Raw genomic sequence first — 25,569 nt, 5'->3', positions numbered from 1 at the left:
CAGCATGGCGCCGCTGCTAGCATGATTTGATTCCCAACACTTTTCCTATGGTTGTCCTTCCATGAGCCAGAGATCCTGCCTGTCCGTCATCCTCGCCGCCGGCGAAGGCACGCGCATGAAGAGCGCGCTGCCCAAGGTGCTGCACCAGATCGCCGGGCTGCCGATGGTCGCCCATGTGGTCAAGGCGGCCGAGGCAGCGGGCGCCGGAGACCTGGCGCTGGTGATCGGCCACGGCGCCGAGGAGATGCGCAAGGCGGCGCAGAAATTCGCGCCGAAGGCAGAGGCTTTCGTGCAGGAAAAGCGACTCGGCACCGCGCATGCGGTGCTTGCCGCGCGCGCTGCGATATCAAAAGGTTACGACGATCTCCTCGTCATGTTCGGCGATACGCCGCTGATCGATCCGGGCGCGCTCACGGCGGCGCGCCTGAAGCTGGCGCAAGGTGCTGCCGTCGTGGTCATCGGCTTCTGCACGGCGAACCCCACCGGCTATGGCCGCCTGATCGAAAAAGGTGGCAAGCTCGTCGCCATCCGCGAGGAAAAGGACTGCTCCGACGAGGAGAAGAAGATCACCTTCTGCAATGGCGGGCTGATGGCGATTGCCGGCAGCCAGGCGATGAAACTGCTCGACGCCGTCGGCAACAGGAACGCCAAGGGCGAATACTATCTCACCGATATCGTCGAGCTTGCCAGCAACCAGGGCCTCGATGTCGTCGCCACCGAAGCCAGCTTCGAGAATGCGCTCGGCATCAACAACCGCGCCGAGCTGGCGCAGGCCGAAGGCATCTGGCAGGCACGCCGCCGGCAGGAAGCGATGCTTTCGGGCGTGACGCTGATCGCACCAGAAACGGTGTATTTCTCGCACGACACCGAGATCGGCGCCGATACTATTGTCGAGCCGAACGTCTGGTTCGGGCCGGGTGTGAAGATTGCAGGCGGCGCCAGGATTCACGCCTTCAGCCATATCGAAGGCGCCATCGTCGCCGCTCATTGCGATGTCGGCCCCTTCGCGCGGCTGCGGCCGGGCGCCGATCTCAAACAGAAAGCCAAGGTCGGCAATTTCTGCGAGGTCAAGCAGGCCGTCATCGAGGAGGGCGCCAAGGTCAACCATTTGACCTATATCGGCGACGCGCGGGTGGGCGCCGGGGCCAACATCGGCGCCGGCACGATCACCTGCAATTATGACGGCTATCTGAAGCACTTCACCGATATCGGCGAGGGCGCCTTTGTCGGATCGAATTCCTCGCTTGTCGCGCCGGTCACCATTGGCAAGGGCGGCTATATCGCCTCGGGCAGCGTCATCACCGAAAGCGTGCCCGACGATGCGCTGGCCTTCGGGCGTGCCCGCCAGAAGACGATCCCCGGCAAAGGCAAGGAATTGCGCGAGCGCTTCGCGTCGGCCGCGGTTGCCAAAAAGAGGTAAAACCGGTCTTCAAAAACTGAACGATTGCAGTAACTGGATTGCAAGTGCGCTGTGTCATGATGCATGCGTACGAGACTGTTCCCATTACACGGAACGAAACGCAAAGTAACTTTCGCGAGAGCCCGGCAATCCGTAGATAGCGCCGGGTTCTGCCGGGGATTGGGGACTGTCTGCATGTGCGGTATCGTTGGAATTGTCGGCCATTCGCAGGTTGCGCCGCTCATCGTCGATGCGCTGAAGCGGCTTGAATATCGAGGCTACGATTCGGCCGGCGTCGCCACCATAGAGAAGGGGGCGCTTGGCCGCCGCCGCGCCGAAGGCAAGCTGGTCAATCTCGAACGCCGGCTGAAGGACGAGCCGCTCGACGGCACGATCGGCATCGGTCACACCCGCTGGGCCACGCATGGCGTGCCGAACGAGACCAACGCGCACCCGCATTTCTCCAATGGCGTCGCCATCGTCCACAACGGCATCATCGAGAATTTCGCCGAGCTGCGCGACGAACTGATCCGCGACGGCTATTCCTTCTCGTCGCAGACCGACACCGAGGTCGTCGCGCATCTGGTGGCGCGGGAAGTCGCGAAAGGCTTGAAGCCGGTCGATGCCGCGCACAAGGCGCTCAAGCGGCTGGAAGGCGCTTTTGCGCTGGCGATCATGTTCACGGGCGACGAGGACCTCATCGTTGGCGCTCGCAACGGCCCACCGCTGGCGGTCGGCCATGGCGACGGCGAGATGTTCCTGGGCTCCGACGCCATCGCGCTTGCCCCGTTCACCAATTCGATCACCTATCTGGAAGACGGCGACTGGGCGGTGGTGCGCCGCAGCGGTGTCGCCATCTTCGACATTGACGGCGAAAAGGTCGACCGCAAGCGCCAGCAGTCGCTCTCGACCAGCTTCATGGTCGACAAGGGCAATCGCCGCCACTTCATGGAGAAGGAAATCCATGAGCAGCCGGAGGTGATCTCGCACACGCTGGCGCATTATGTCGATTTTATTTCCGGCGTCTCCAAGCCGCTCGACCTGCCGTTCGACTTTGCTACGATTAACCGGCTGGCGATTTCGGCCTGCGGTACCGCCTATCTCGCCGGACTGATCAGCAAATACTGGTTCGAGCGCTACGCTCGGCTCCCGGTCGACATCGATGTCGCCTCCGAATTTCGCTACCGCGAAATGCCGCTGTCGAAGAACGACGCCGCCTTCTTCATCTCGCAATCGGGCGAGACCGCCGACACGCTGGCCTCGCTGCGCTATTGCCGCAAGGCCGGCATGAAGATCGGCGCCGTCGTCAACGTGCGGGAATCGACCATGGCGCGCGAATCCGACGTCATCTTGCCGACGCTGGCCGGGCCGGAGATCGGTGTCGCCTCGACCAAGGCCTTCACCTGCCAGTTGTCGGTGCTGGCCTCGCTAGCCGTCCGGGCGGGCGTGGCGCGCGGCACGATTTCGCGGGACGAGGAAAAGTCGCTGGTGCGGGCGCTTTCCGAGGCGCCGCGCTATGCCAACCAGGTGCTCAAACTCGAAGAGCAGATCGAACGGATCGCGCGGGACCTGTCGCGCTACAAGGACGTGCTCTATCTCGGACGCGACACCAATTTCCCGCTCGCCATGGAAGGCGCGCTGAAGCTCAAGGAGATCTCCTACATCCACGCCGAGGGCTATGCCGCGGGCGAGTTGAAGCACGGGCCGATCGCGCTTATCGACGAGAACATGCCGGTCATCGTCATCGCGCCGCATGACCGCATCTTCGAGAAGACTGTGTCCAACATGCAGGAGGTGGCGGCGCGCGGCGGCAAGATCATCCTGATCACCGACGCCAAGGGCGCCGCGCAGGCGAGCGTGAAGACGATGGAGACGATCATCCTTCCGGACGTGCCGGAAATCATCTCGCCGATCATCTACGCGCTGCCGATCCAGATGCTGGCCTATTTCGCCGCCGTTTTCATGGGCACCGACGTCGACCAGCCGCGCAATCTGGCGAAATCGGTGACGGTGGAGTAGGCGTTTTTTAAACAGGTGCTTTAAAAACTTCGCAGTTCCAAAGCGCCTTCCGGTTCACTAATGTTTGCGCTGCAACTCGCGCCCCGGTGAACCATGTCAGATGCTCTCAAGACCTCCGGCATGACCCGGCTGAGGAACTATTTCCTCACAGGCTTCGTCGTCTGCGCGCCGCTGGCGATCACCGCCTATATCGCGTGGTCCTTCATCGGTTGGGTGGACTCCTGGGTCAAACCCTATATTCCGGCACGCTACAGTCCCGATACCTATCTGCCGTTCCCGGTTCCGGGGTTCGGGCTGATCGTGGCGCTTGTCCTGATCACGCTGATCGGGTTCATGACCGCCAATATCGTCGGCCGCGCCATCGTCAATTTCGGCGAGCGCCTGCTTGGCCGAATGCCGCTGGTGCGGGGCATCTATCGCTCGCTGAAGCAGATTTTCGAAACCGTGCTGTCGAACAAAGGTGACATGTTCCGCCAGGTCGGCTTGGTCGAATATCCGCGCAAGGGGTGTGGTCGCTGGTGTTCGTGGCCAGCGAGAAGGAAACCGAGATCAACCAGAAGCTTGACCAGGAAGGCGATCCGCTGACCGCTGTCTTCATGCCTTGTACGCCCAATCCGACGACGGGCTTCCTGATGTATGTGCCGAAGTCGGACATCGTGCTGCTCGACATGACGATCGAGGATGGCGCCAAGCTGATCGTCTCGGCCGGGCTGGTGGCGCCGGAGGTGAAAACGAAGCTGGTGATGCTGAATGGCGAGCCGATCACGGGCACCCTGGCCAATCCGCCGCTCGGGCCTTATCCCGCCCGCAGGAGCCGCACCGCCTCGTCGCGGCCGAACAAGTAGAGCAGCAGGCGCAGCGCTTCGCCGCGCTCGGTCTGCAGGTCCGGATCACGCGACAGGATCAGTCTTGCGTCATCGCGGGCCGCTTCGAGCAGGTCCGCATGCGCCTCGATGCGCGCGACCTGGAAGCCCGGCGTGCCGGACTGACGGGTGCCAAGCAATTCGCCTTCGCCGCGCAGCTTCAGGTCCTCCTCGGCGATCACGAAGCCATCCTCGGTCTCGCGCATCACCGACAGGCGCCGCTTGGCCGTTTCGCCGAGCGGATCCTTGTAGAGCAATACACAGGACGAAGGCTTGTCGCCGCGCCCGACGCGGCCGCGCAACTGGTGCAGCTGGGCGAGGCCGAAACGTTCGGCGTGTTCGACGACCATGATGGTCGCGTCCGGCACGTCGACGCCGACCTCGATGACGGTTGTGGCAATCAGGATACGTGTCTCGCCCTGCTTGAAGGCGCGCATCGCTTCGTCCTTCTCGGCGCCCTTCATGCGGCCGTGGACGAGGCCGATCCGGTCGCCGAACAGCGGCTTCAGGGAAGCAAAGCGGTCCTCGGCCGACATCAGCTTTATCTCTTCGGATTCTTCCACAAGCGGGCATATCCAGTAGATTTTCTGGCCGCCGGCCACCGCTTCCACCATGCGATCGACGAGTTCGTCCAGCCGCTCAAGCGGCAGCGTGACGGTGCGGATCGGCTGCCGGCCGGCCGGCTTTTCCGTCAGCATGGACGTCCATGTCGCCGAAGGCGGTCAGCACCAGCGTGCGCGGAATGGGGGTTGCTGTCATCACCAGCATGTCTGGCGCGTCGCCCTTGGCGGTGATGGCAAGCCGCTGGTGAACGCCGAAGCGATGCTGCTCGTCCACGACGGCAAGGACGAGGTCGTGGAACGCCACCGTTTCCTGGAACAGCGCGTGGGTGCCGATGACGATGTCGATCTCGCCGCTGGCCAGTCCCGCCAGCGTTTCGGTGCGTTCGCGGCCCTTTTCGCGACCGGTGAGGATGGCCGTGCGCATGCCTGCCCGTTCCGCCAAAGGGGCGATCGTCGCCACGTGCTGGCGCGCCAGGATCTCTGTCGGCGCCATTAGGGCAGCCTGGCCGCCAGCCTCGACGGCACGCGCCATGGCCAGGAGCGCAACGACCGTCTTGCCGGAGCCGACGTCGCCTTGCAGGAGGCGCAGCATGCGCTCGGGGTCGGCGAGGTCTGCATTGATTTCGGCGAGCGCGAATTCCTGGGACGCGGTCAATGTGTAGGGCAGGGCCGCGCGCAGCTTGTCGACGATCCGGCTGTCGCCGGTGAGCGGCCGGCCGGACAGCCTGCGGACCCTCGACCGGACCAGGGCGAGCGACACCTGGCCCGCCAGCAACTCGTCATAGGCGAGGCGCCGCCATGCGGCGCCTTCGATGGCGACATCGATCGGGTCCGCGGGATGATGGATGCGGGCCAGCGCGTCACCGAAAGACGGGAAACTCTGGCGGCGCATGAAAGCACCATCCTGCCACTCAGGCAGTTCCGGCAGACGGCCGAGCGCCTGGCCGATGGCGCGGCGCAGCACCTTGGCGGACAGCCCCGCCGTGAGCGGATAGACCGGCTCGACCAGCGGCAGGTTTTCGGCGTCGCCGGCCAAGGCGATATGATCCGGGTGGACCATGGTCGGGCGCCCGTTGAACCATTCCATGCGTCCGGAGACCACGACATGCTCGCCCACAGGCATCGATTTTTCCAGATAGGCAGCATGGGCGTGGAAGAAGGTCAGCGCCACTTCGCCGGTATCGTCATGGGCGTAGACCCGGTAAGGCACCGACCTGTTGCCGCGCGGCGGCGGCTGGTGGCGGTCGATGCGCAGGTCGAGCGTGACGATGGCGCCTTCGGCCGAGCCGGCAATGCCCGGCCGGTTGCGGCGGTCGATGACGGTATGCGGCAGCACGAACAGAAGATCGCCGGCGCGCGCCGCTCGGTCGCCGAGATCGGCCGCGACGACTTTTTCGATCAGCGCGCCGACCTTCGGCCCGACACCGGCGAGCGACGTGATCGGGACGAAAAGCGGGTCAAGGATGGAAGGACGCATGATGTCAGCTTATGTCGCGACGGCTGCAGCGCAAGGCTGACAGCCCCTTCTATCCACGCTATATGCGCCGCAGCAAGCGAGGATGCGGCACAATGACGGGAACGAAACGATCAAGCGAGGGGCTCGACGCCCGCCGCCGCAAGCTCTTGTTCCGCTCCTGGCACCGCGGCATGCGCGAGATGGACCTTATCCTCGGCACCTTCGCCGATGCTGAGATCGGCGCCTTGACCGGCGATGAAATCGACCAATATGAAAAGCTCCTCGATATTCCCGACACCGAGTTCCTGCCCTTGATCACCGGCGAACGTCCTGTTCCCGCCGAAATTGATTGTGCGGTCCTGCAAAAAATCATGGCTTCACGCCGGACAATGACCTTTTGAAGAACGCTTCCATGAGCCTCATTCCCACCATCGGCTTGCCGAAAGGCCGTGCCGGCCAGTTCATCGTCGACGGCGTCGCCGACGGCTATGAAGCCTTCGCGCTGGTGCAGGCGGCGCGCGAGATCGCGCCCGACAAGCCGGTGCTGTTCGTGGCGCGCGACGGGCAGCGCCTGCCGGCAATCACAGAGGCGCTGGCCTTTGCCGCTCCCGGCCTGCCCGTGCTGGAACTGCCCGCCTGGGACTGCCTGCCCTATGACCGCGTCTCGCCCGGCTCGGATGCGGCCGCCCGGCGGCTCGACGCGCTCGCCGCCATGATCGCGCTGGCGAGGAAGCCGCATCGCGCCGTCATTCTCACCACCGCCAATGCGCTGCTCCAGCGCATTCCGCCCGCGGATCTCATCGAGGCGCAGACCTTCCACGCCAAACCTGGCAACCATATCGATATGAACGCGCTGGTGTCGCGGCTGGAGACATCGGGCTTCGAGCGGGTGCCGACGGTGCGCGGCATCGGCGAGTTCGCCGTGCGCGGCGGCATCCTCGACCTTTTCGCACCCGGCTGGGCCGAGGCGCTGAGGCTGGATTTCTTCGGCGATACGCTGGAATCGATCCGCGTCTTCGACGTGGCCACGCAGCGCACCACCGGGCAGCGCAAGTCCATGGCGCTGCAGGCGATGAGCGAGGTGGCGCTGACGCCCGAGACGATCAGCCGCTTCCGCCGCGCCTATATCGAAGCCTTCGGCGCGCCGTCGCGCGACGATGGACTTTACGCCGCCGTCAGCGAAGGCCGGCGCTTCGCGGGCATGGAACATTGGCTGCCGTTCTTCTACGAGCGGCTGGAGACCGTGTTCGACTACCTGCCGGACACGCCTGTCGTTTTCGACCATCTTGCGCATGAAGCGCTTGCCGAACGCCACACGCTGATCCTCGATCACTACGAGGCGCGCAAAAAGCAGGCCGAAGGTGCGCTGAAGGACGCGGTGCCCTACAAGCCGGTGGCGCCGGACCTGCTTTACCTCTCGCCGGAAAATCTCGTCGCTTCTCTCGGACCGCGCGAAGCGATCGACTTCACCGCCTTCGACGCACCGGATGCGGGAGCAAGAAAGGTCTTCCACGCCGGCTCGCGCCATGGCCGCAGCTTCGCGGAAGAGCGCGCCGACCCCAACGTCAATGTCTTCGACGTGGCGGTGAAGCACATCGCCGACGAACGCGCGGCACGCCGCCGCGTCATTGTCGCCGGCTGGACCGAGGGCTCGCTCGACCGGCTCGGCCAAATTCTCGCCGAACATCGTCTGGGCAATCTTGCGCCGGTGGCGACCTTGGCGGAGGCGGAGAAACTCGAGCCGGGGCAGGCGGCGTTGGCCGTGCTGCCGCTGGAATCCGGTTTCGAGACCGAAAGACTGGTCGTCGTCGCCGAACAGGACATTTTGGGCGACCGGCTGATCCGGCGCTCCAAGCGCAAGAAGCGCGCGTCCGACTTCATTGCCGAAGCCTCGGCCCTGTCGGCTGGCGACATCGTCGTCCATGCCGACCACGGCATTGGCCGCTTCATCGGCCTGCGCACAATCGAAGCCGTCGGGGCGCCGCATGATTGCCTGGAAATCCACTATGCCGGCGACGACCGGCTGTTCCTGCCGGTGGAAAACATCGAGCTCCTGTCGCGCTACGGCTCCGATACAGCCGAGGCGACACTCGACAAACTCGGCGGTGGCGCCTGGCAATCGCGCAAGGCGCGGCTGAAGAAACGCCTGCTCGACATGGCCGGGCAGTTGATCCGCATCGCCGCCGAACGGCAGATGCGCGCTGCACCCCCGCTGGTGCCGGCGGAAGGCCTCTATGGCGAGTTCGCCGCGCGCTTCCCCTATGAGGAGACCGATGACCAGCAGACGGCGATCGATTCCGTCAGGGACGATCTGGCGGCCGGCAAGCCGATGGACCGGCTGATCTGCGGCGATGTCGGTTTCGGCAAGACTGAGGTGGCGCTGCGCGCCGCCTTCATCGCGGCGATGGAAGGGTTCCAGGTGGCGGTGGTCGTGCCGACAACCCTGTTGTCCCGCCAGCATTTCAAGACCTTCTCGCAGCGCTTTTCCGGCCTGCCGATCCGCGTCGCCCAGGCATCGCGGCTGGTCGGCGCAAAGGATCTGGCAGAGACCAAGAAGGGCATTGCCGAAGGGACGGTGGATATCGTGGTCGGCACCCACGCGCTGCTCGGCAGCGCGATCTCGTTCAAGAATCTCGGCCTCCTGATCATCGATGAAGAGCAGCATTTTGGCGTCAAGCACAAGGAACGGCTGAAGGACCTGAAGACCGACGTCCACGTGCTGACGCTGTCGGCGACGCCTATCCCGCGCACGCTGCAACTGGCATTGACCGGCGTGCGCGAACTGTCGCTGATCGCCACGCCGCCGGTCGACCGCATGGCGGTGCGCACCTTCATCTCGCCCTTCGATCCGCTGGTCATTCGCGAGACGTTGTTGCGCGAGCGTTATCGCGGCGGCCATTCCTTCTATGTCGTGCCGCGCATCAGCGATCTGGCGGAAATCCATGATTTCCTGAACCAATCCGTGCCTGAACTGAAGGTGGCGGTGGCCCATGGCCAGATGCCGCCGGGCGAGCTCGACGACATCATGAACGCCTTCTACGACGGCCAGTACGACGTTCTCCTGTCGACCACCATCGTCGAATCCGGCCTCGACATCCCGACCGCCAACACGCTGATCGTCCATCGCGCCGACATGTTCGGCCTGTCGCAACTCTATCAGTTGCGCGGCCGTGTCGGGCGCTCGAAAGTGCGCGCCTACGCACTGTTCACGCTGCCGGCCAACCGCAAGCTGACCGACACCGCCGAACGCCGGCTGAAAGTGCTGCAGTCGCTCGACACGCTGGGCGCCGGCTTCCAGCTCGCCAGCCACGACCTCGACATCAGAGGCGCAGGCAATCTGCTCGGCGAAAAGCAGTCCGGCCACATCAAGGAAGTCGGCTTCGAGCTCTACCAGCAGATGCTGGAGGAGGCGGTCGCGGAGGTGAAGGATTCCGGCGAGGTGCTGGATGGCGGCTGGTCGCCGCAGATCGCCGTCGGCACGGCGGTGATGATCCCGGAGAGCTATGTGCCGGACCTGCAGCTCAGGCTGGCGCTCTATCGGCGCCTCGGCGACCTCGAGAGCACCGAGGAAATCGATGCTTTCGGCGCCGAGCTGATCGACCGTTTCGGCCCGCTGCCGGAGGAGGTGAAGCATCTGCTCAAGATCGTCTTCATCAAGGCCCTCTGCCGCAAGGCCAATGTCGAGAAGCTCGATGCCGGGCCGAAGGGCGTGGTCATCCATTTCCGCAAGCGCGAGTTTTCCAACCCGGTCGGACTGGTCAAATTTATCGGCGAGCAAGGCTCGCTGGCAAAGATCCGGCCGGACCAAAGTGTCGTCTTCACCCGCGACTGGCCAACGGCGGAAAAGCGTTTGGCAGGCTCGGCTGTCGTCATGACGCAACTGGCGCGGCTGGTGGAGAAGGCGGCGTAGCCAGCCCGGCCCATTCGCCAGCGCTGAAATTCCGGTCTAGAATAGGAAATCGGCTTCGTGTATGGAGCCGCCACCCCACATGGGGGCTGGAAATGGCGGGCGAGGGTGCTTGCCGGAAAGAGCGTTGGGTGCAGCGATGACGAAATGGTCGCCGAATTCGTGGAGGGCAAAGCCGATCAAGCAGGTCCCTGCTTATCCGGACCTTGCCGCGCTGAAGAACACGGAGGCCCAGCTCGCCACCTTTCCGCCGCTGGTTTTTGCTGGTGAAGCGCGCAAGCTGAAGAAGCAACTGGCCAGCGTCGCTGCCGGCGAGGCATTCCTGCTCCAGGGCGGCGATTGCGCCGAAAGCTTTGCCGAACATGGCGCGGACAACATCCGCGACTTCTTCCGCGTGTTCCTGCAAATGTCGGTGGTGCTGACCTTCGCCGGTGCGCAGCCGGTGGTGAAGATCGGCCGCGTTGCGGGCCAGTTCGCCAAGCCACGCTCGTCCGACAACGAGACCAAGGGCGAGGTGACGCTGCCGAGCTATCGCGGCGACATCATCAATGGCATCGAATTCGACCTCAAGTCGCGCATTCCCGATCCTGCCCGCCAGGAAATGGCGTACCGTCAGTCGGCGGCAACGCTCAATCTTTTGCGCGCCTTCGCGCAGGGCGGCTACGCCAGCCTGGAGAATGTGCATCGCTGGATGCTCGGCTTCGTCTCCGACAGCCCGCAGGCCGAAAAATACGAGTCGCTTGCCAACCGCATCACCGAGACGATGGATTTCATGCGCGCGGTCGGCATCACCTCCGAAACCAATTTCGCGCTGCGCGAGACTGATTTCTATACCAGCCATGAGGCGCTGCTGCTCGGCTATGAGGAAGCGCTGACGCGTGTCGATCTGACCTCCGGCGACTGGTACGCGACGTCTGGCCACATGATCTGGATCGGCGACCGCACCCGCCAGCCCGACCATGCGCATGTCGAATATTGCCGCGGCATCAAGAACCCGCTCGGCCTGAAATGCGGCCCGTCGCTGACGCCGGACGGCTTGCTGGAACTGATCGACCTGCTCAACCCCGAGAACGAGCCAGGCAGGCTGACGCTGATCGCGCGCTTCGGTTCCGACAAGGTCGCCGAGCATCTGCCGAAGCTGGTGCGGGCGGTGCAGAAGGAAGGCCGCAGCGTCGTCTGGTCGTCAGACCCGATGCATGGCAACACGATCGAGGCGGCCGGCTACAAGACGCGGCCGTTCGACCGCATCCTGAAGGAGGTGCAGACCTTCTTCGAGGTGCACCGCGCCGAAGGCACGCATCCGGGCGGCATCCATGTCGAGATGACCGGCAAGAACGTGACTGAATGCACTGGCGGTGCCCGCGCCATCACCGCCGAGGAATTGCAGGACCGCTATCACACCCATTGCGACCCGCGCCTCAATGCCGACCAGGCCATCGAACTGGCGTTCCTGGTGTCGGACCTGCTCAAGAAAAGCCACCCGGTGCAACACAAGCAGGTCGCCAACGGCTGAACCTCGTCCAAAGCAGTTCACAGGAAAAGCGCTTCCTGCCGAAAAATCAGTCTTGCTTGTAGAGCAGCCAGCTCTTGCCGGCGCGGCCCGCCATTGCCGAATGCCTGGTCACGCGGTTACGGCCGCTGACCTTTGAGCGGTAAAGCGCCCGGTCTGCCTTGCTGTAGAGGTCTTCAGGGCCTTCGGCTTCGGATGCCATGCAAATTCCCATCGAGACGGTGACGGTGCCGTAATTCATGCCGGTCTGGCTGCTGGTGAAAGGCGACTGCTCGATCAGCGCGCGAATGCGTTCGGCGATTTCGTAGGTGGCGTCCTCGCTTGCGCCCTCGACGATCAGCGCGAATTCCTCGCCGCCGGTGCGGGCGACGAACATGTCGGCGCGAATGCTGGTCTGGAATATATCGGCGATGATCTGGAGGATCTTGTCGCCGACGGGATGGCCGTACCTGTCGTTGATGTCCTTGAACCGATCGATGTCGGCGAGGATCAATGCATTGAACAGGATGCCTTTGTTGCTGTTGTAGATCCTGGTGATTTCCTTGTCGAAGGCGCGACGGTTCCAGATTTGCGTCAGGGGGTCGGTGTCGGCCAGGCGCTTGTATTCCTCGAGCTTCGACTTGACGCTTTCCAGTTCCGCGGTCTTGTCGCTGAGCGTCGAGGCAACTTGCCGGCCATGATCGATCGTCGAATTGGTGGCGACCGCCATGGCGTTGACGATCTTCTGCAGAACATCCGGCGACAGCAGGCTGTTTCTGCCGAGTCCGCTCGACGTTTCGTTGAGGATCCTGCCGTATTTCTCGATGTGGCTGCGCTCGCTCCTCAGCAGCGAAGCGATGTCCTCAAGTTCATTGGCGATGACTTCCCTGGCGTGCTCGACGATGCCGGAGCCATGGTTCTGGGCAAAGAAGGCGCGTCCGATCCGGTCGAGGTCGTCCTGTGTCGGTCGGCCGCTCAGCGACACGACGGCAAGGCTGAGCTCGCGATTGGATCCGCTCAAGGCCTCGTAGAAGATCTCGTAATTGCGTGGCAGGCCGAGCACGCCGAGCTGGCGCATTGTGGCGAGGACGGTGCTCGCAATATCGGTGCTTCGTTCGCTCTGGGCGGCTGCCGGCTGCATGTTCTGTTCACTCTTCCCCGGGAACACGCTGCGGCATTCGCAGGCATCCAATGTCGCCGACCTGGGGAACGCTGGCCATTCCAGTCCATCTTGCGAAGAAGGCGCGTCCCCACTCACGACTTTCGCTTGCGAGGATCATAGATGCAGCAGCGCTAAAGTTTCCTTAATCCGCTGAATCCGGCCTGTTTTTCGCTGATTCCGGCTGGACAGGCCTTCATCTGTGAACAAACAATTCCCGAGCGTGCCAAATGCATGTCGCATTTTCTTGCGCGCAGCCATCGAAAAGCTGGGATCCTGTCAGCAGCGATTTCTTTTGGGATGGTGCGATGAGTGAAAATCATACGGGATCGTGTCTATGCGGAGCGGTTCGCTTCAGGACGCGAGGGCCGTTGCGCGGCGTCATCTATTGCCATTGCTCGCAATGTCGCAAGCAGAGTGGACATTTCTATGCCGCAACCAATGTCCCGGACGCCAATATCGATATCGACGGCGCCGACAACATCACCTGGTATGAGGCGTCCGCCTTCGCCGGGCGCGGTTTTTGCAAGACATGCGGATCGCTGCTTTTCTGGAAACCGCGGGACAACGCCTATGTTTCGGTTCTGGCGGGATCGTTCGATGAACCGACAGGCCTCGAGGGCCAATGCCACATATTCGTGGGTGACAAGGGCGATTATTATTCGATCGACGACGCGCTGCCTCAATTCGAGAAGTCGACCCCATCGGTGAAGGTCGCCGACGAATGAATTTTGGGCGAGCCAGCTTATTCCATTGATCGGGCCATTGCTTTATCCCGTGCCGGTGATTCGCAAAGGGGTTTGGCATGCAGCGGCTGATCGACGCTTATTTCAACTCGCTGCGGGCGTTCCGCAAGCTGGCCGTAACTGAAAAAGCTTTCCAGCAGGAGCTGGCGCTGCTCGCCCTTGCCCTTCCGATCGGCTGGTTCGTTTCGGTGTCGTGGCGCGGCTACGCGCTGCTGATCGGCGCGGTGCTGCTCCTGATCATGGTCGAGGTGCTGAACACCGGCATCGAAGCGGCCTGCGATGCCTTTAGCCGCGAATTCAATGTCGACATCCAGCTGGCCAAGGACTGCGGTTCGCTGGCGGTACTGATCTCCGTGGCGATCGTCGCCGGCGTCTGGGGCATCGCGATCATCGAGCGTATCGTCGGGCTGCCGATCTGAGCTTTCGACCGCCGGCCGGCGGTCAGTTTTCCCTGGCGCGTTCCTTTCGGGCGAAATGGCGGGCGATGAGCCAGGCGAGTACGGCCACGGCCAGGCCGATAGCCAGGCCCACCAATATCCGCTCATGGCGAAGCAGCGCCTGGCCGATGAAATGCTCGGCGCCCAACCCGAAGACATAGCCGATGGTGCTGAACAGCACCGCCCAGACCGCCGAGGAAATGGCGTTCAAGACGATGAAGCGGGGTGCTGCGATGTTCGACAGGCCGGCCGCGATGCCACCGACCAGGCGCATGCCATAGACGTAGCGGTTCGACAGCACGAAGATGTTGGGATGGGTGTTGAGCAGACGATAGGCGCGGCGGAAGCCGGGCCGCTTGCGCAACCCGACGACATAGCGATGGTCCGCGAAACTTCTCCCCAGGATGAAGAAGCAGGTGTCGCCGGCGAAGGCCCCAAGCGCTGCCACGACGACAGTCTGCCAGAGGACGAAGATATGCTGATGGGCGAAGAAGCCGCCGAGTATGGCGGCACTCTCGCCCTCCGCGACACAGCCCAGAAAAACGGCGATCAGCCCGTATTGTTCGATGAAATGATGGATCGCGTCGCTCATGACGGCGATTGCTGCGACAGCCTCTCTTCGATCCGCTTGACCAGTTCGGTCAGCCGCACGATCTCGTCGCGCATGCCGATGATCTGGCCGTGGCGCATTTCGTCCAGCTTTTCATGCAGCGCCATGATCTCGATCTCGGCCTTCAGATTGACCTCGTAGTCGTGGGCGGCATCGATGCGGTCGCGCTCGGTCTGGCGGTTCTGCGCCATCATGATCACCGGCGCCTGCAGCGCCGCGACCATGGACAGGACGAGATTGAGGAAGATGAACGGGTAGGGGTCGAAGGCGTCGCGCGCCAGAAGCCAGGCATTGGCTGATGTCCAGACGATCAGGAAGGCAATGAAGCCAAGGATGAACGACCAGGAACCGCCGATGCGGGCGATGCTATCGGCAAGGCGGTCGCCAAAGGTCTGGTGGAAGGCGACGGCCTTGTTGGTGTCCCTCGAGATCGTGGTGCGCTCGAGCGTCGACTGCAGCACCCGGTTCTCCAGGGCACTGAGACCGTCCGGCTTTCGTCTCAGCCAGCGGTTCGCCAGATCGTCGATCGTCTTGTTCATGGCCGTCTCCAAGGGCTTGGCTGGCGATAGAGGTAGAGGCTGCCGGCCCGCGCGGGAAGTGCTAGATTTGATGGGAACCGGAGGGACTTATGGTCGACTTCAAGAAAATTCGCGCTCGCGCCGCAAAGCGCAAGGGCGGCGAGGAGGAACTGGTCTCGCTGCTCGGGCCGATTCCCGACAACGCCGCCGTGGCCGACATCGGCGATGACCGTATCCTGTCGACGATGGCCGAGCGCGTCTTCGCCGCCGGTTTCGTCCGGCGCGTCATCGAGCAGAAATGGCCCGGATTCGAAGAGGCGTTCCTGCGCTTCGAGCCGAAGCGGTTGCTGTTCCAGCCAGACGATTTCTGGCACGAATTGGCGTCCGACCAGCGCATCGTGCGCAATCCACAGAAGATCAAATCCGTTCGCGACAACGCCGCCTTCGTCGAGCGCGTGTCAAAAGAGCATGGCGGCTTCGGCACATTCCTCGCCGAGTGGCCCGCCGACGACCAGGTCGGGCTGATGGCCTATCTCGGCAAGCATGGGAGCCGGCTCGGCGGCAATACCGGCCAGTATTTCCTGCGCTGGCTGGGTTGGACGCCTTCGTCATTTCGGCCGACATGGCGGCCGCCCTTCGCGATGCCGGGCTCGATATCGCCGAAAGCCCGACGTCGAAGAAGGATCTCGACAAGATCCAGGCCCAGGTCAACCGTTGGGTTGCGGATACCGGCCTGCCGCGCCGGCACATTTCGCGCATCCTGGCGATGTCGATCGGGGAGAACCATTCGCCGCAGGCGCTGCGCGACTATATGGGCAACGACTGATGTCGAAATTGGCCCAAGCAAACGCCATTGCGGGGCGAATTTTGCCGCGCTAAGTCAGCAGCATGACCAAGAAGCCCGACATACTGCGCATCGCCGTTGCCCAGCTCAATCCGACAGTCGGCGACGTCGCCGGCAATCTCGCCAAGGCCCGCGAGGCGAGGGCGGATGCCGCGCGTCAAGGCGCCGATCTCGTGCTCTACACCGAGCTTTTCCTCGCCGGCTATCCGCCTGAGGATCTGGTGCTGAAGCCCGCCTTCCTGAAGGCCTGCGAGCGGGCCGCGCAGGAGATTGCCGCCGACACCGCCGATGGCGGTCCCGGCGTCATCATCGGCACGCCGCTGAAGCGCAAAACCGGCACCCACAACTCGATCGTCTTCGCCGATGGCGGCAAGATCATCGCCGAGCGCTATAAGCTCGATCTGCCGAATTATGGCGAGTTCGACGAGAAGCGCGTCTTCCAGGCCGGACCGGAGATCCAGGGGCCCGTCAATTTCCGCGGCGTGCGTCTGGGAATCCCGATCTGCGAGGACATCTGGGGCGACATCGGCGTCTGCGAGACGCTGGCCGAGAGCGGCGCGGAAATCCTGCTGGTGCCGAACGGCTCGCCCTACTACCGCGCCAAGATCGATGTGCGCCACCAGGTCGTCATCCGCCAGGTTATCGAATGCGGGCTGCCGATGATCTATGCAAACCAGCTCGGCGGCCAGGACGAGCTGATCTTCGACGGCGCGTCGTTTGCCATAGGTGCCGACAAGCGGCTTGCTTTCCAGATGAGCCAGTTCGAGGAGGCGGTCGACATCACCACCTGGAGGAGACAGGGCGAAAACTGGGTCTGTTCGGAAGGACCGATGTCGAAGATCCCCGAACGGGAGGAGGCCGACTACCGCGCCTGCATGCTGGGCTTGCGCGACTACGTCAACAAGAACGGTTTCAAGAACGTCGTGCTCGGCCTGTCGGGCGGCATCGATTCGGCCATCTGCGCGGCCCTTGCCGTCGATGCGCTGGGCGAGGAGCGGCTGCGCGCGGTAATGATGCCTTACCGCTATACGTCGAAGGATCTGCTCAAGGATGCTGAAGACTGTGCCCGCGCACTCGGCTGCCGCTATGACATCGTGCCGATCTTCGAGCCGGTCGAAGGTTTCCTTCATGCGCTGACGCAGCTTTTCGAAGGCACCAAGGAAGGCATCACCGAGGAGAACTTGCAGAGCCGCGCGCGCGGCACCATCCTGATGGCGATTTCCAACAAATTCGGCTCGATGGTGGTTACGACAGGCAACAAGAGCGAGATGTCGGTCGGCTATGCAACGCTCTATGGCGACATGAATGGGGGCTTCAATCCGATCAAGGACCTGTACAAGATGCAGGTCTATGCACTGTCGCGCTGGCGCAACAGCCACGTGCCGCCGGGCGCGCTCGGACCGTCGGGCGAGGTGATCCCGAAGAACATCATCGACAAGGCGCCGTCGGCGGAACTGCGCGAGAACCAGACCGATCAGGATCTGCTGCCGCCCTATCCGGTGCTGGACGACATCCTCGAATGCCTGGTCGAGAACGAGATGGGCGTCGACGACATCGTCGCGCGCGGCCATGACCGGGCGACGGTGACGCGCATCGAGCACCTGCTCTACGTCGCCGAATACAAACGCCGGCAGGCGGCGCCCGGCGTGAAGATCACCAGGAAGAATTTCGGCCGCGACCGCCGTTATCCCATCACCAACCGGTTTAGGGACCGCGGCTAGACACCGTTTCCGGCCGAAATTCGCGTCATGCCGCAGGCGAGGGGTAGCGATGCCTGACTGTGAGATCAGCTTCGATCTGTCACGGATCGACTTCAGGGCGACATCCGACCTGTTGATGGCAAGCTATTGGGGCGGCGGGCGCAGCGACGAAACGCACCGCCGCGCCTTTGCCAATTCGCTCTGCGCCGCGGCTTATATCGACGGCAGCCAGGTGGGATTCGGCAGGGCGATCACCGACCGCACGGTGTTTGCCTATCTGGCCGATATCATCGTCTGGCCGCAGCATCGCGGGCAGGGCATCGGCTCGCGGCTGGTACGGGCGCTGATCGATCATCCCGAGCTCGGTAGCGTTTCGCACTGGAGCCTGTCGACCAACGACGCGCATGGGGTTTATGAAAGAGTGGGATTCAAGGCATCGACGGATGGCCGGTACATGCGCCTCGATCGTAAGCCGATCCCCTGAAAAAAGCGCCATTGCCGTTGTTGCAAATTTATCCCAGTGCTTGGACCAGATGCCGTTTTTGGTGACCGCCAGCCTTGGCGATGCGATGCGGCATCTCTATAAGGGCCTCTCCGCGATTCCTTTAGGGAGGACCGAATGCCAGGATTTGACATCGTTATGCGAGGCCGCGAAGCCTAGGTCCCGACCGGCGCGCCGCAGGGTTTTCACCCTCGGAACGAAGCCGGATCGAGAACAGGGCTTTGCCGATGCCGGTCGCCGCCTTCGGGCAAGCGGCCATTCATAACCGAACCTCCGCATTCCCGGGCATTGAGCCCCTTGCGCGGTTTTTTCACTTTCGACCTTACCGGGATCGGGCTTTTTGCGCCCGAATGACATCATGGCTCGTTTTCAGATCGATTTGCGCGCGAGCGCCTTTCGCAGCGTTCTTGGCTTTACTTTCACCCATTGGCGGCGCCAGCCCTGGCGGCTTTCGCTGATCATGGCTGGTTTCCTGCTGTCGACGTTGGCCGATGTGCTGACGCCGCTCTATTCCGGCCGGCTGGTCGATGCCGTCGCCAGCAGCGCCGGCGCCGACGAGATCGCCTGGAATGCGGCGATGACCGCGTTTTCCATGCTGATGGCGTTGGCGTTGGCAGGTGTCGTCCTGCGCAATCTGGCCTTCATGGGTATCGTCGAACTGACGCTGAAGATGATGGCCGACATCGCCGCCGACGCCTTCCATCGTGTCCAGCGCTTTTCCACCGACTGGCATGCCAACAGCTTCGCCGGTTCGACCGTGCGCAAGGTGACGCGCGGCATGTGGGCGTTGGACCTGCTCAATGACACGATCCTGATCGCGCTGCTGCCGTCCGTCGTCATGCTGGTCGGTTCGACGCTGCTGCTGGGCTGGTTCTGGCCGCTGATGGGAGCGGTTGTCGCCGCCGGCTCGGTGCTGTTCATCGCCGTCACGGCGATGCTGTCGCTGGGCTATGTCGCGCCGGCGGCCAGGCTCGCCAACACCTGGGACACACGCCTTGGCGGCTCGCTGGCCGACGCGGTGAGCTGCAACGCCGTGGTCAAGGGGTTTGGCGCCGAGGAGCGCGAGGAGAACCGGCTTGCCAAGGTCGTCGCCAAATGGCGTGCCCGCACGCGGCGGACCTGGGTGCGCGGCACCATCAACGGCACCACGCAAGGGGTGCTGCTGCTGGTGATGAGAGCGGCGGTCATCGGCCTGGCGCTGATGCTGTGGTCGTGGGGGCAGGCAACGGCCGGCGACGTCGCCTTCGTGCTGACTTCTTTCTTCGTCCTGCAAGGCTATCTCAGGGATATCGGAACGCATATCCGAAACCTGCAGCGCTCGATCAACGACATGGAGGAACTGGTCGATTTCCAGTCCGAACCGCTCGGCATCGAGGATCGGCCCGGCGCCGGACCGATCCGCATCACGCAAGGGGGCATCGCCTTCGACGACGTCACCTTCCATTATGGCAGTCACCGTTCGCCGCTCTATCGCGATTTCTCGGTCGATATCGCGCCGGGCGAGCGGGTCGGGCTGGTCGGCCATTCCGGGTCGGGCAAGACGACTTTCGTCAAGCTGATCCAGAGGCTCTATGACGTGAACGCCGGCCGGATCCTGATCGACGACCAGGACATTTCGGAGGTGGCGCAGGCGTCGCTGCGCGCGCAGATCGCCATCGTGCAGCAGGAGCCGATCCTGTTCCACCGCTCTCTGGCCGAAAACATCGCCTATGCCCGACCCGGCGCCACGCAGGCCGAGATCGAGCACGCGGCAAAGCTGGCGAGCGCGCACGACTTCATCGTCAACCTGCCGAAGGGCTACGGCACGCTCGTCGGCGAGCGCGGCGTGAAGCTGTCGGGCGGCGAGCGCCAGCGCGTGGCGATCGCACGCGCGTTCCTCGCCGATGCGCGCATCCTGATCCTGGACGAGGCGACGTCGAGCCTCGATTCAGAATCGGAGGTGCTGATCCAGCAGGCGATGGAGCGGCTGATGGTCGGCCGCACCACGCTGGTCATCGCGCACCGGCTTTCGACGGTGCGGGCGCTCGACAGGCTGTTGGTCTTCGATCGCGGCAAGATCGCCGAGGAAGGCTCGCATGACGCGCTGATCCGGCTGCCGGGCGGCATCTACCGCCGCCTGTTCGAGCGCCAGGCGCTCGAATTGACCAAGGGACTTGTCACCTGATCGGGGATGGCCTCCGGCTCTGGCCCGGAGGCCATCCCATCAGGCGCCGGCGGCCTGACGGGCGGGCGGCGCGGGACATGCGATTGCTGGCGGAGCCGCGTCCGCCAAGTCTTTTCATTGCTTGCGCCATGTTCTATGTCTGCGGCACGGCACGGGGGCGCGTCTTGTCAATCACAAAAGCATCCGGTACGCCCCGCTCATGACAGTTACCGTTCGTTTCGCCCCTTCGCCGACAGGCCGCATCCATATCGGCAATGCGCGCACCGCCCTGTTCAACTGGCTGTTCGCCATGAACCATAAGGGGCGCTTCATCCAGCGCTTCGACGACACCGATGTCGCGCGCTCGAAGCAGGAATTTTCCGACGCCATCCTTTACGACCTGCATTGGCTTGGCATCTTTCCCGACACCACCGAATACCAGTCGCGTCGCTTCGAGATCTATGACGCGGCGGTCGAGCGGCTGAAGGCGGCGGGCGTTCTCTATGCCTGCTATGAAACGCCGGAGGAGCTCGACCTCAGGCGCAAGGTGCGCCGTACGCGCGGCCTGCCGCCGGTCTATGGCCGCGAGGCGCTGACGCTGACGTCGGAACAGATCGCCGAATATCAGGCCGATGGCCGCCGGCCGCACTGGCGCTTCCTGCTGCCCAATTTCACCGGCGATCCGCAGCAGCCGGAGCGCACCGAAATCCATTGGAATGACCTGGTGCGCGGGCAGGAAACCGTCGATCTCGCTTCGCTGTCGGACCCGGTGCTGGTGCGCGAGGACGGCACATATCTCTATACGCTGCCATCCGTTGTCGACGATATCGAGATGGGCGTCAGCCATGTCATCCGCGGCGACGACCACGTCACCAACACCGGCGTGCAGATCGCGCTGTTCCGGGCGCTGGGCGTCGAGCCGCCGGAATTCGGCCACCACAATCTGCTGACCACCGTTTCGGGCGAGGGGCTGTCGAAGCGCACCGGCGCACTCTCCATCGAAAGCCTGCGCGAGGACGGCATCGAGCCGATGGCGGTCGCATCGCTGGCCGTGCTGGTCGGCACGTCGGAGAATGTCGCCGCCGCGCATGACCTGGCCGAACTCGCCAGCCGTTTCGACCCAGCTGCGACCTCGAAGTCGGCGGCAAAGTTCGATCCGGACGAGCTTTTCGTGCTCAACCGGACGCTGCTGCACCAAATGCCGTTCTCCGAAGCGCAGAATCGGCTGGTGGTGCTCGGCATATCGGGCGAGCAGGCGGAACCGTTCTGGCTGGCTGTGCGCGGTAATCTCGACAGGCTGGCCGATGCTGTCGGCTGGTGGCGCATCCTGCGCGAAGGGCCGCAGGAGAAGCCGGAATTTTCCGACGCCGATCGAGATTTTCTTCACCAGGCCATCGATCTGCTGCCCGAGGAGCCTTGGAACGGGACCGTCTGGAAGGACTGGACGGCCAAGATCAGGGAAGCGACCGGCCGCAAGGGCAAGACGCTGTTCATGCCGCTGAGGCTTGCCCTTACCGGACTGACTTCGGGACCGGAGCTTGCAGATCTATTGCCGCTGATGGGTCGGGAAGGAACGTTGGCCCGACGACCCTGACCTTCCGCTGTTCCGGCGGCAGCGTCGAGACCGGCGATGTGACCGGTTTGACCGCAAGCCGCTTGATGGCGTCGCGGTCCAGCCCGCCTGCGGCGTTTGCCAGCGTCTCGGGATCGGCACCTGGATCGGGTTTGGAGGCAGGCACCAGAATGAACGGGGCGCCCTCCGTTTGCGGCCGCGACTGTTGCTGGCTTGGCGGATTGCCGCCGATGATCTGGAAGTTCTGCGCGGCGTTGCAGCCGCAGGCCGGCGGCCGCGACAGGTTGGGCTGCTTGTAAAGATAGGCCGTCGGCAGTTCGCTGTAGGGTCGGCCGGTGACCGACGATGTCATGTCGGCTGAATCGTCGCCCATGCCGCGCGAATAGAAGACCTGGATCTCGGTGCCGGGACAGCTCGATTTGCAGTTCTTCTGGTCGCGCTCGAAATCGCCGACCGAGGCGGCATTCGACATCGGGAAGAAGTAGCCGTCGCAGGTGCGCACGCAGGTGGTACGGAACTCGCCGCCGACGCCCGGAAAATCCGGTATGCCGGACCGGCCCGGCACGCGGCGGATATTGCGCTCCTCGTCGGGATCGTCAGATTGGTCGAGCGTATCGAGCCGGCGTGTGTCGCCGCCGAACAGCTGGTCGAACAGATTGCCGTTGCCTTGTTCCCGTTTCGCTTCGCGCAAGAGTTCGCGGCGGGGCGCCACCGCGTCCTCGCGGCAGCCATTGGTGTCGAGCGCGGCCAGGATGCGTGCGCGATCGCGCCGCGAACCGCCGCCGGCGAGGCGGGCGCGCTTGGCCTGCAAGCTATCGAGATTGGCGTTCATGCGCTCGATGGTGGCGTTGAACCCAGCGCATTGGCTGACATTGCGGCTGAATAGAGAGAAGCCGCAGCCGGCGCTGCTGGACTGGCCGCGCGCCTTTGAAATCTGCTCGCGTTGCCGGTTGATCGCGGCGTCATATTTCCGGATCAGGGCCGGACCGCCACTGCCGCGCGAGGTCGCGGCAAGATCGGTCTCGAGCTGGCGGCAGACACGCGAGGCGGCCTGCGGCTCGGAGACGGCGGCGCCCGAAAGCAGCAGGCCAAGCAGCACGGCGAGATGCGCCTGCTTCCACCCTTTGCCCATCATCCGCCGAAACCCTGCTTGGTTGTTCGCCGCACGCTACGTGCTCGTGGTTAAACCGCAGTTTACCCCCGAATTGGTGTTCAGCCCAGATCGACGACAGCTTGCGCCTTGTGGGCCGCCTCGACCACCGCCAGCGCTGTCATGTTGACGACGCCGCGCGAAGTCACCGAGGGCGTCAGGATATGCGCCGGCTTGTCGGTGCCGAGCAGGATCGGGCCGACATGCAGGGCATCCATCATGGTCCTGAGCGCTGTCAGCGTGATGTTGGCGGAGTCGAGGTTGGGGAACACCAGGAGATTGGCTTCGCCCTTCAGACGCGAATGCGGATAGACGCGCTGGCGCAGATGTTCCGACAGCGCGGAATCGGCATGCATCTCGCCGTCGCATTGCAGCTCGGGCGCGATGCGCGCCAGGATCGCCGCCGCCTGCCGCATCTTGAGCGCACTCGGCGAATCGCGCGAGCCGAAATCCGAATGCGACAGCAGGGCCGCCTTGGGCTCGATGCCGAAGCGCTGGATCTCCTCGGCCGCCAGCACGGTCATTTCGGCGATCTCGTCGGCGGTGGGGTCGACAGAAACATGGGTGTCGGTCAGGAAGATGATGCCGCGTTGCGAGATCAGCATGGACAGCGTCGACAGATCCCGGTCCTTGATGCCGGTTCGTGGCCCGATGATCAGCGTGACGTTGCGCAGGTGCCGCTCGAAACGCCCTTCGAGGCCGCAGACCATGGCGTCGGCGTCGCCGCGCTTCAATGCGAGGGCCGCGATAACGGTGTTGTCGGTGCGCACCATGGTGCGCGCGGCCTCCGTCGTCACGCCGCGCCGGCCGGCCAGCTCGATTAGGAGCTCGACGTAATGGCGGTAGCGCGGATCGTCCTCCGGGTTGATCAGGCCGAAGTCGACGCCCGGCTTGATGCGCAGTCCGTAGCGCTTCAATCGCACCTCGATGACGTGCGGACGGCCGATCAGGATCGGCTCGGCGATGCCTTCCTCCAAAACCACCTGCGCGGCGCGCAGCACGCGCTCGTCCTCGCCGTCGGCGTAGATGACGCGCTTGGCACTCGACGCCTTGGCCGAGGAGAACACCGGCTTCATCACCAGGCCGGAGCGGAAGACGAAGCGGTTGAGCTTGTCGATATAGGCGGAGAAGTCGCTGATCGGCCTTGTCGCGACACCGGTGTCGCAGGCCGCCTTGGCGACGGCCGGGGCGATGCGCAGGATGAGGCGCGGATCGAAGGGCGAGGGGATCAGGAATTCGGGTCCGAACACCGGCGTCTCGCCGGAATAGGCGCGCGCGGCGACATCCGAAGGTTCTTCGCGGGCAAGGGCGGCGATGGCCCGCACCGCCGCCATCTTCATCTCCTCATTGATGGCGCTGGCGCCACAGTCCAGCGCGCCGCGGAAGATGTAAGGAAAACACAGTACGTTGTTGACCTGATTGGGAAAATCGGACCGACCCGTGCAGATCATCGCGTCGGGGCGCGCCGCCCGCGCCACTTCCGGCATGATTTCCGGATTGGGATTGGCCAGCGCCAGGATCAAAGGCTTCGGCGCCATGTGCTGGAGCAATTCCGGCTTCAGCACGCCGGCGGCCGAAAGCCCGAGGAACACGTCGGCGCCCGATATGACGTCGGCCAGCGTGCGTGCCTCCGTGTCCTTCACATAAGGATCTTTCCAGCGGTCCATCTCGTCGGTGCGGCCCTTGTAGGCAACGCCGAACCGGTCGGTGACCCAGATGTTCTCGACCTTGGCGCCGAGCGAGACCAGCAGGTTGAGGCAGGCCAATGCCGCCGCACCCGCGCCCGAAGTGACGATCTTGATGTCGGCAATGGTTTTGCCGGCGAATTCCAGGCCGTTAAGCACTGCGGCGGCGACGATGATGGCGGTGCCGTGCTGGTCGTCATGGAAAACCGGTATGCCCATCCGAGCCTTCAGTCGCTCTTCGACCTCGAAGCATTCCGGCGCCTTGATGTCCTCGAGGTTGATGCCGCCGAAGGTCGGTTCCAGCGCCGCCACGGTTTCGACCATGCGCTCGATCTCGGGCGCGTCGATCTCGATGTCGAAGACGTCGATGCCGGCGAATTTCTTGAACAGGACCGCCTTGCCTTCCATGACCGGCTTCGAGGCGAGCGGCCCGATATTGCCCAGGCCGAGCACGGCCGAGCCATTGGAGACGACGCCGACCAGATTGGCGCGCGCCGTGTAGTCGGCGGCGGTCGCCGGATCGTCGCGGATTTCGAGGCAAGGGGCGGCCACGCCGGGCGAATAGGCGAGCGCCAGGTCGCGCTGGTTGCCGAGCGGCTTGGTGGCCTGGATTTCGAGCTTGCCCGGCGTCGGGTGCTTGTGGAAGTAGAGCGCGGCTTCGTCGAGGTCCGAACGTGCCGTTTTCTTGCTCTCGCCGTTCATTCCGGGGCCTCCCTGCGATCCTGCGTGCCGCCTTCTTAGCATGCAGCCGAGGTTTTTCGCGACGCCAAATGACGCAATCGCCATTCACATCGACGAAGCCGGGA

At 63.8% G+C, this 25,569-nt stretch carries 16 protein-coding genes and 3 pseudogenes; 13 read left to right on the top strand and 6 right to left on the bottom strand.

What is annotated here, in order from left to right; all coding sequences use genetic code 11:
• Positions 1–61 precede the first annotated feature (61 nt).
• From glmU to ACIU1A_RS12175, 3 genes and pseudogenes are all read left to right on the top strand, one after another.
• On the top strand, positions 62–1,420 hold the full coding sequence (gene glmU / locus ACIU1A_RS12185) for a bifunctional UDP-N-acetylglucosamine diphosphorylase/glucosamine-1-phosphate N-acetyltransferase GlmU (protein ID WP_404927389.1): 1,359 nt from the start codon (positions 62–64) through the stop codon (positions 1,418–1,420).
• A gap of 174 nt (positions 1,421–1,594) precedes the next feature.
• Positions 1,595–3,418 (top strand): glutamine--fructose-6-phosphate transaminase (isomerizing), encoded by a 1,824-nt coding sequence (glmS, locus tag ACIU1A_RS12180; RefSeq protein WP_404927388.1) that lies wholly within the window; start codon positions 1,595–1,597, stop codon positions 3,416–3,418.
• Positions 3,419–3,511: 93 nt separating this feature from the next.
• Positions 3,512–4,263: pseudogene (locus ACIU1A_RS12175) on the top strand (DUF502 domain-containing protein).
• Here ACIU1A_RS12175 and recG read toward each other — a convergent pair.
• A pseudogene (gene recG / locus ACIU1A_RS12170) lies at positions 4,215–6,321 on the bottom strand (ATP-dependent DNA helicase RecG). The pseudogenes ACIU1A_RS12175 and recG overlap by 49 nt on opposite strands.
• A 92-nt stretch (positions 6,322–6,413) precedes the next feature.
• On the opposite strand from recG, the gene ACIU1A_RS12165 reads away from it, so the two are divergent.
• From ACIU1A_RS12165 to ACIU1A_RS12155, 3 genes are all read left to right on the top strand, one after another.
• The gene (locus ACIU1A_RS12165) at positions 6,414–6,701 is read left to right on the top strand and encodes a succinate dehydrogenase assembly factor 2 (RefSeq protein WP_140498959.1); all 288 of its coding nucleotides are present in this window, start codon (positions 6,414–6,416) and stop codon (positions 6,699–6,701) included.
• Between the two features lie 11 nt (positions 6,702–6,712).
• Positions 6,713–10,210, top strand: a complete 3,498-nt coding sequence (gene mfd / locus ACIU1A_RS12160; RefSeq protein WP_404927387.1) for a transcription-repair coupling factor — start codon at positions 6,713–6,715, stop codon at positions 10,208–10,210.
• A gap of 136 nt (positions 10,211–10,346) precedes the next feature.
• Positions 10,347–11,720, top strand: coding sequence for a class II 3-deoxy-7-phosphoheptulonate synthase (locus ACIU1A_RS12155; protein ID WP_404927386.1), 1,374 nt, complete (start codon positions 10,347–10,349; stop codon positions 11,718–11,720).
• A 46-nt stretch (positions 11,721–11,766) separates the two neighbouring features.
• Here the strand turns inward: ACIU1A_RS12155 and ACIU1A_RS12150 are convergent, their stop codons facing one another.
• A complete protein-coding gene (locus ACIU1A_RS12150; protein ID WP_140584333.1) occupies positions 11,767–12,837 on the bottom strand; it encodes a GGDEF domain-containing protein in 1,071 nt (356 codons plus the stop codon).
• 326 nt (positions 12,838–13,163) lie between these two features.
• Here ACIU1A_RS12150 and ACIU1A_RS12145 point away from each other — a divergent pair, with 326 nt between their 5' ends.
• Positions 13,164–13,583, top strand: a complete 420-nt coding sequence (locus tag ACIU1A_RS12145) for a GFA family protein (protein ID WP_140515267.1) — start codon at positions 13,164–13,166, stop codon at positions 13,581–13,583.
• Between the two features lie 77 nt (positions 13,584–13,660).
• On the top strand, positions 13,661–14,020 hold the full coding sequence (locus ACIU1A_RS12140) for a diacylglycerol kinase (RefSeq protein ID WP_404927385.1): 360 nt from the start codon (positions 13,661–13,663) through the stop codon (positions 14,018–14,020).
• 22 nt (positions 14,021–14,042) lie between these two features.
• Here ACIU1A_RS12140 and ACIU1A_RS12135 read toward each other — a convergent pair whose 3' ends face one another.
• Entirely contained in the window at positions 14,043–14,630 is a 588-nt protein-coding gene (locus tag ACIU1A_RS12135) for a DedA family protein (protein WP_140498949.1), read from the bottom strand.
• Positions 14,627–15,187 carry a DUF1003 domain-containing protein gene (locus tag ACIU1A_RS12130; protein WP_404927384.1) on the bottom strand — a complete coding sequence of 187 codons (561 nt, stop codon included), beginning with the start codon at positions 15,185–15,187 and terminating at the stop codon, positions 14,627–14,629. The genes ACIU1A_RS12135 and ACIU1A_RS12130 overlap by 4 nt, the downstream gene beginning before the upstream one ends.
• A gap of 89 nt (positions 15,188–15,276) precedes the next feature.
• Between ACIU1A_RS12130 and ACIU1A_RS12125 the strand changes: the two are divergent.
• From ACIU1A_RS12125 to gltX, 5 genes and pseudogenes are all read left to right on the top strand, one after another.
• Positions 15,277–15,992 (top strand): annotated as a pseudogene (locus tag ACIU1A_RS12125) (DNA-3-methyladenine glycosylase I).
• Positions 15,993–16,054: 62 nt separating this feature from the next.
• Positions 16,055–17,731, top strand: coding sequence for an NAD+ synthase (locus tag ACIU1A_RS12120; protein WP_404927383.1), 1,677 nt, complete (start codon positions 16,055–16,057; stop codon positions 17,729–17,731).
• Positions 17,732–17,780: 49 nt separating this feature from the next.
• A complete protein-coding gene (locus tag ACIU1A_RS12115) occupies positions 17,781–18,194 on the top strand; it encodes a GNAT family N-acetyltransferase (RefSeq protein WP_404927382.1) in 414 nt (137 codons plus the stop codon).
• Between the two features lie 376 nt (positions 18,195–18,570).
• Positions 18,571–20,376, top strand: a complete 1,806-nt coding sequence (locus ACIU1A_RS12110; RefSeq protein WP_404927381.1) for an ABC transporter ATP-binding protein — start codon at positions 18,571–18,573, stop codon at positions 20,374–20,376.
• 199 nt (positions 20,377–20,575) lie between these two features.
• Positions 20,576–21,949, top strand: a complete 1,374-nt coding sequence (gltX, locus tag ACIU1A_RS12105; RefSeq protein ID WP_404927380.1) for a glutamate--tRNA ligase — start codon at positions 20,576–20,578, stop codon at positions 21,947–21,949.
• Here the strand turns inward: gltX and ACIU1A_RS12100 are convergent.
• Together ACIU1A_RS12100 and ACIU1A_RS12095 are read right to left on the bottom strand one after the other, a co-directional pair.
• Positions 21,867–23,063: a DUF2865 domain-containing protein gene (locus ACIU1A_RS12100; RefSeq protein WP_404927379.1), complete on the bottom strand. Its 1,197-nt coding sequence runs from the start codon at positions 23,061–23,063 to the stop codon at positions 21,867–21,869. The genes gltX and ACIU1A_RS12100 overlap by 83 nt on opposite strands.
• 77 nt (positions 23,064–23,140) lie before the next feature.
• Entirely contained in the window at positions 23,141–25,465 is a 2,325-nt protein-coding gene (locus ACIU1A_RS12095) for an NADP-dependent malic enzyme (protein WP_404927378.1), read from the bottom strand.
• Positions 25,466–25,569 lie beyond the last annotated feature (104 nt).

Source organism: Mesorhizobium maamorense (assembly GCF_044998965.1).
Taxonomy (GTDB): Bacteria; Pseudomonadota; Alphaproteobacteria; order Rhizobiales; family Rhizobiaceae; genus Mesorhizobium.
The sequence above is the reverse complement of the archived record's forward strand: the minus strand, read 5'-3'. Positions and strand labels throughout refer to the sequence as shown.

Bases quoted from the DNA above. Each gene is read 5' to 3' on its own strand.
- ACIU1A_RS12120 (WP_404927383.1), top strand. From the start codon at position 16,055: ATGACCAAGAAGCCCGACATACTGCGCATCGCCGTTGCCCAGCTCAAT.
- ACIU1A_RS12140 (WP_404927385.1), top strand. From the start codon at position 13,661: ATGCAGCGGCTGATCGACGCTTATTTCAACTCGCTGCGGGCGTTCCGC.
- ACIU1A_RS12145 (WP_140515267.1), top strand. From the start codon at position 13,164: ATGAGTGAAAATCATACGGGATCGTGTCTATGCGGAGCGGTTCGCTTC.
- ACIU1A_RS12110 (WP_404927381.1), top strand. From the start codon at position 18,571: ATGGCTCGTTTTCAGATCGATTTGCGCGCGAGCGCCTTTCGCAGCGTT.
- glmU (WP_404927389.1), top strand. From the start codon at position 62: ATGAGCCAGAGATCCTGCCTGTCCGTCATCCTCGCCGCCGGCGAAGGC.
- ACIU1A_RS12115 (WP_404927382.1), top strand. From the start codon at position 17,781: ATGCCTGACTGTGAGATCAGCTTCGATCTGTCACGGATCGACTTCAGG.
- ACIU1A_RS12155 (WP_404927386.1), top strand. From the start codon at position 10,347: ATGACGAAATGGTCGCCGAATTCGTGGAGGGCAAAGCCGATCAAGCAG.
- mfd (WP_404927387.1), top strand. From the start codon at position 6,713: ATGAGCCTCATTCCCACCATCGGCTTGCCGAAAGGCCGTGCCGGCCAG.
- ACIU1A_RS12135 (WP_140498949.1), bottom strand. From the start codon at position 14,630: ATGAGCGACGCGATCCATCATTTCATCGAACAATACGGGCTGATCGCC.
- glmS (WP_404927388.1), top strand. From the start codon at position 1,595: ATGTGCGGTATCGTTGGAATTGTCGGCCATTCGCAGGTTGCGCCGCTC.
- ACIU1A_RS12130 (WP_404927384.1), bottom strand. From the start codon at position 15,187: ATGAACAAGACGATCGACGATCTGGCGAACCGCTGGCTGAGACGAAAG.
- ACIU1A_RS12150 (WP_140584333.1), bottom strand. From the start codon at position 12,837: ATGCAGCCGGCAGCCGCCCAGAGCGAACGAAGCACCGATATTGCGAGC.
- gltX (WP_404927380.1), top strand. From the start codon at position 20,576: ATGACAGTTACCGTTCGTTTCGCCCCTTCGCCGACAGGCCGCATCCAT.
- ACIU1A_RS12165 (WP_140498959.1), top strand. From the start codon at position 6,414: ATGACGGGAACGAAACGATCAAGCGAGGGGCTCGACGCCCGCCGCCGC.
- ACIU1A_RS12100 (WP_404927379.1), bottom strand. From the start codon at position 23,063: ATGATGGGCAAAGGGTGGAAGCAGGCGCATCTCGCCGTGCTGCTTGGC.
- ACIU1A_RS12095 (WP_404927378.1), bottom strand. From the start codon at position 25,465: ATGAACGGCGAGAGCAAGAAAACGGCACGTTCGGACCTCGACGAAGCC.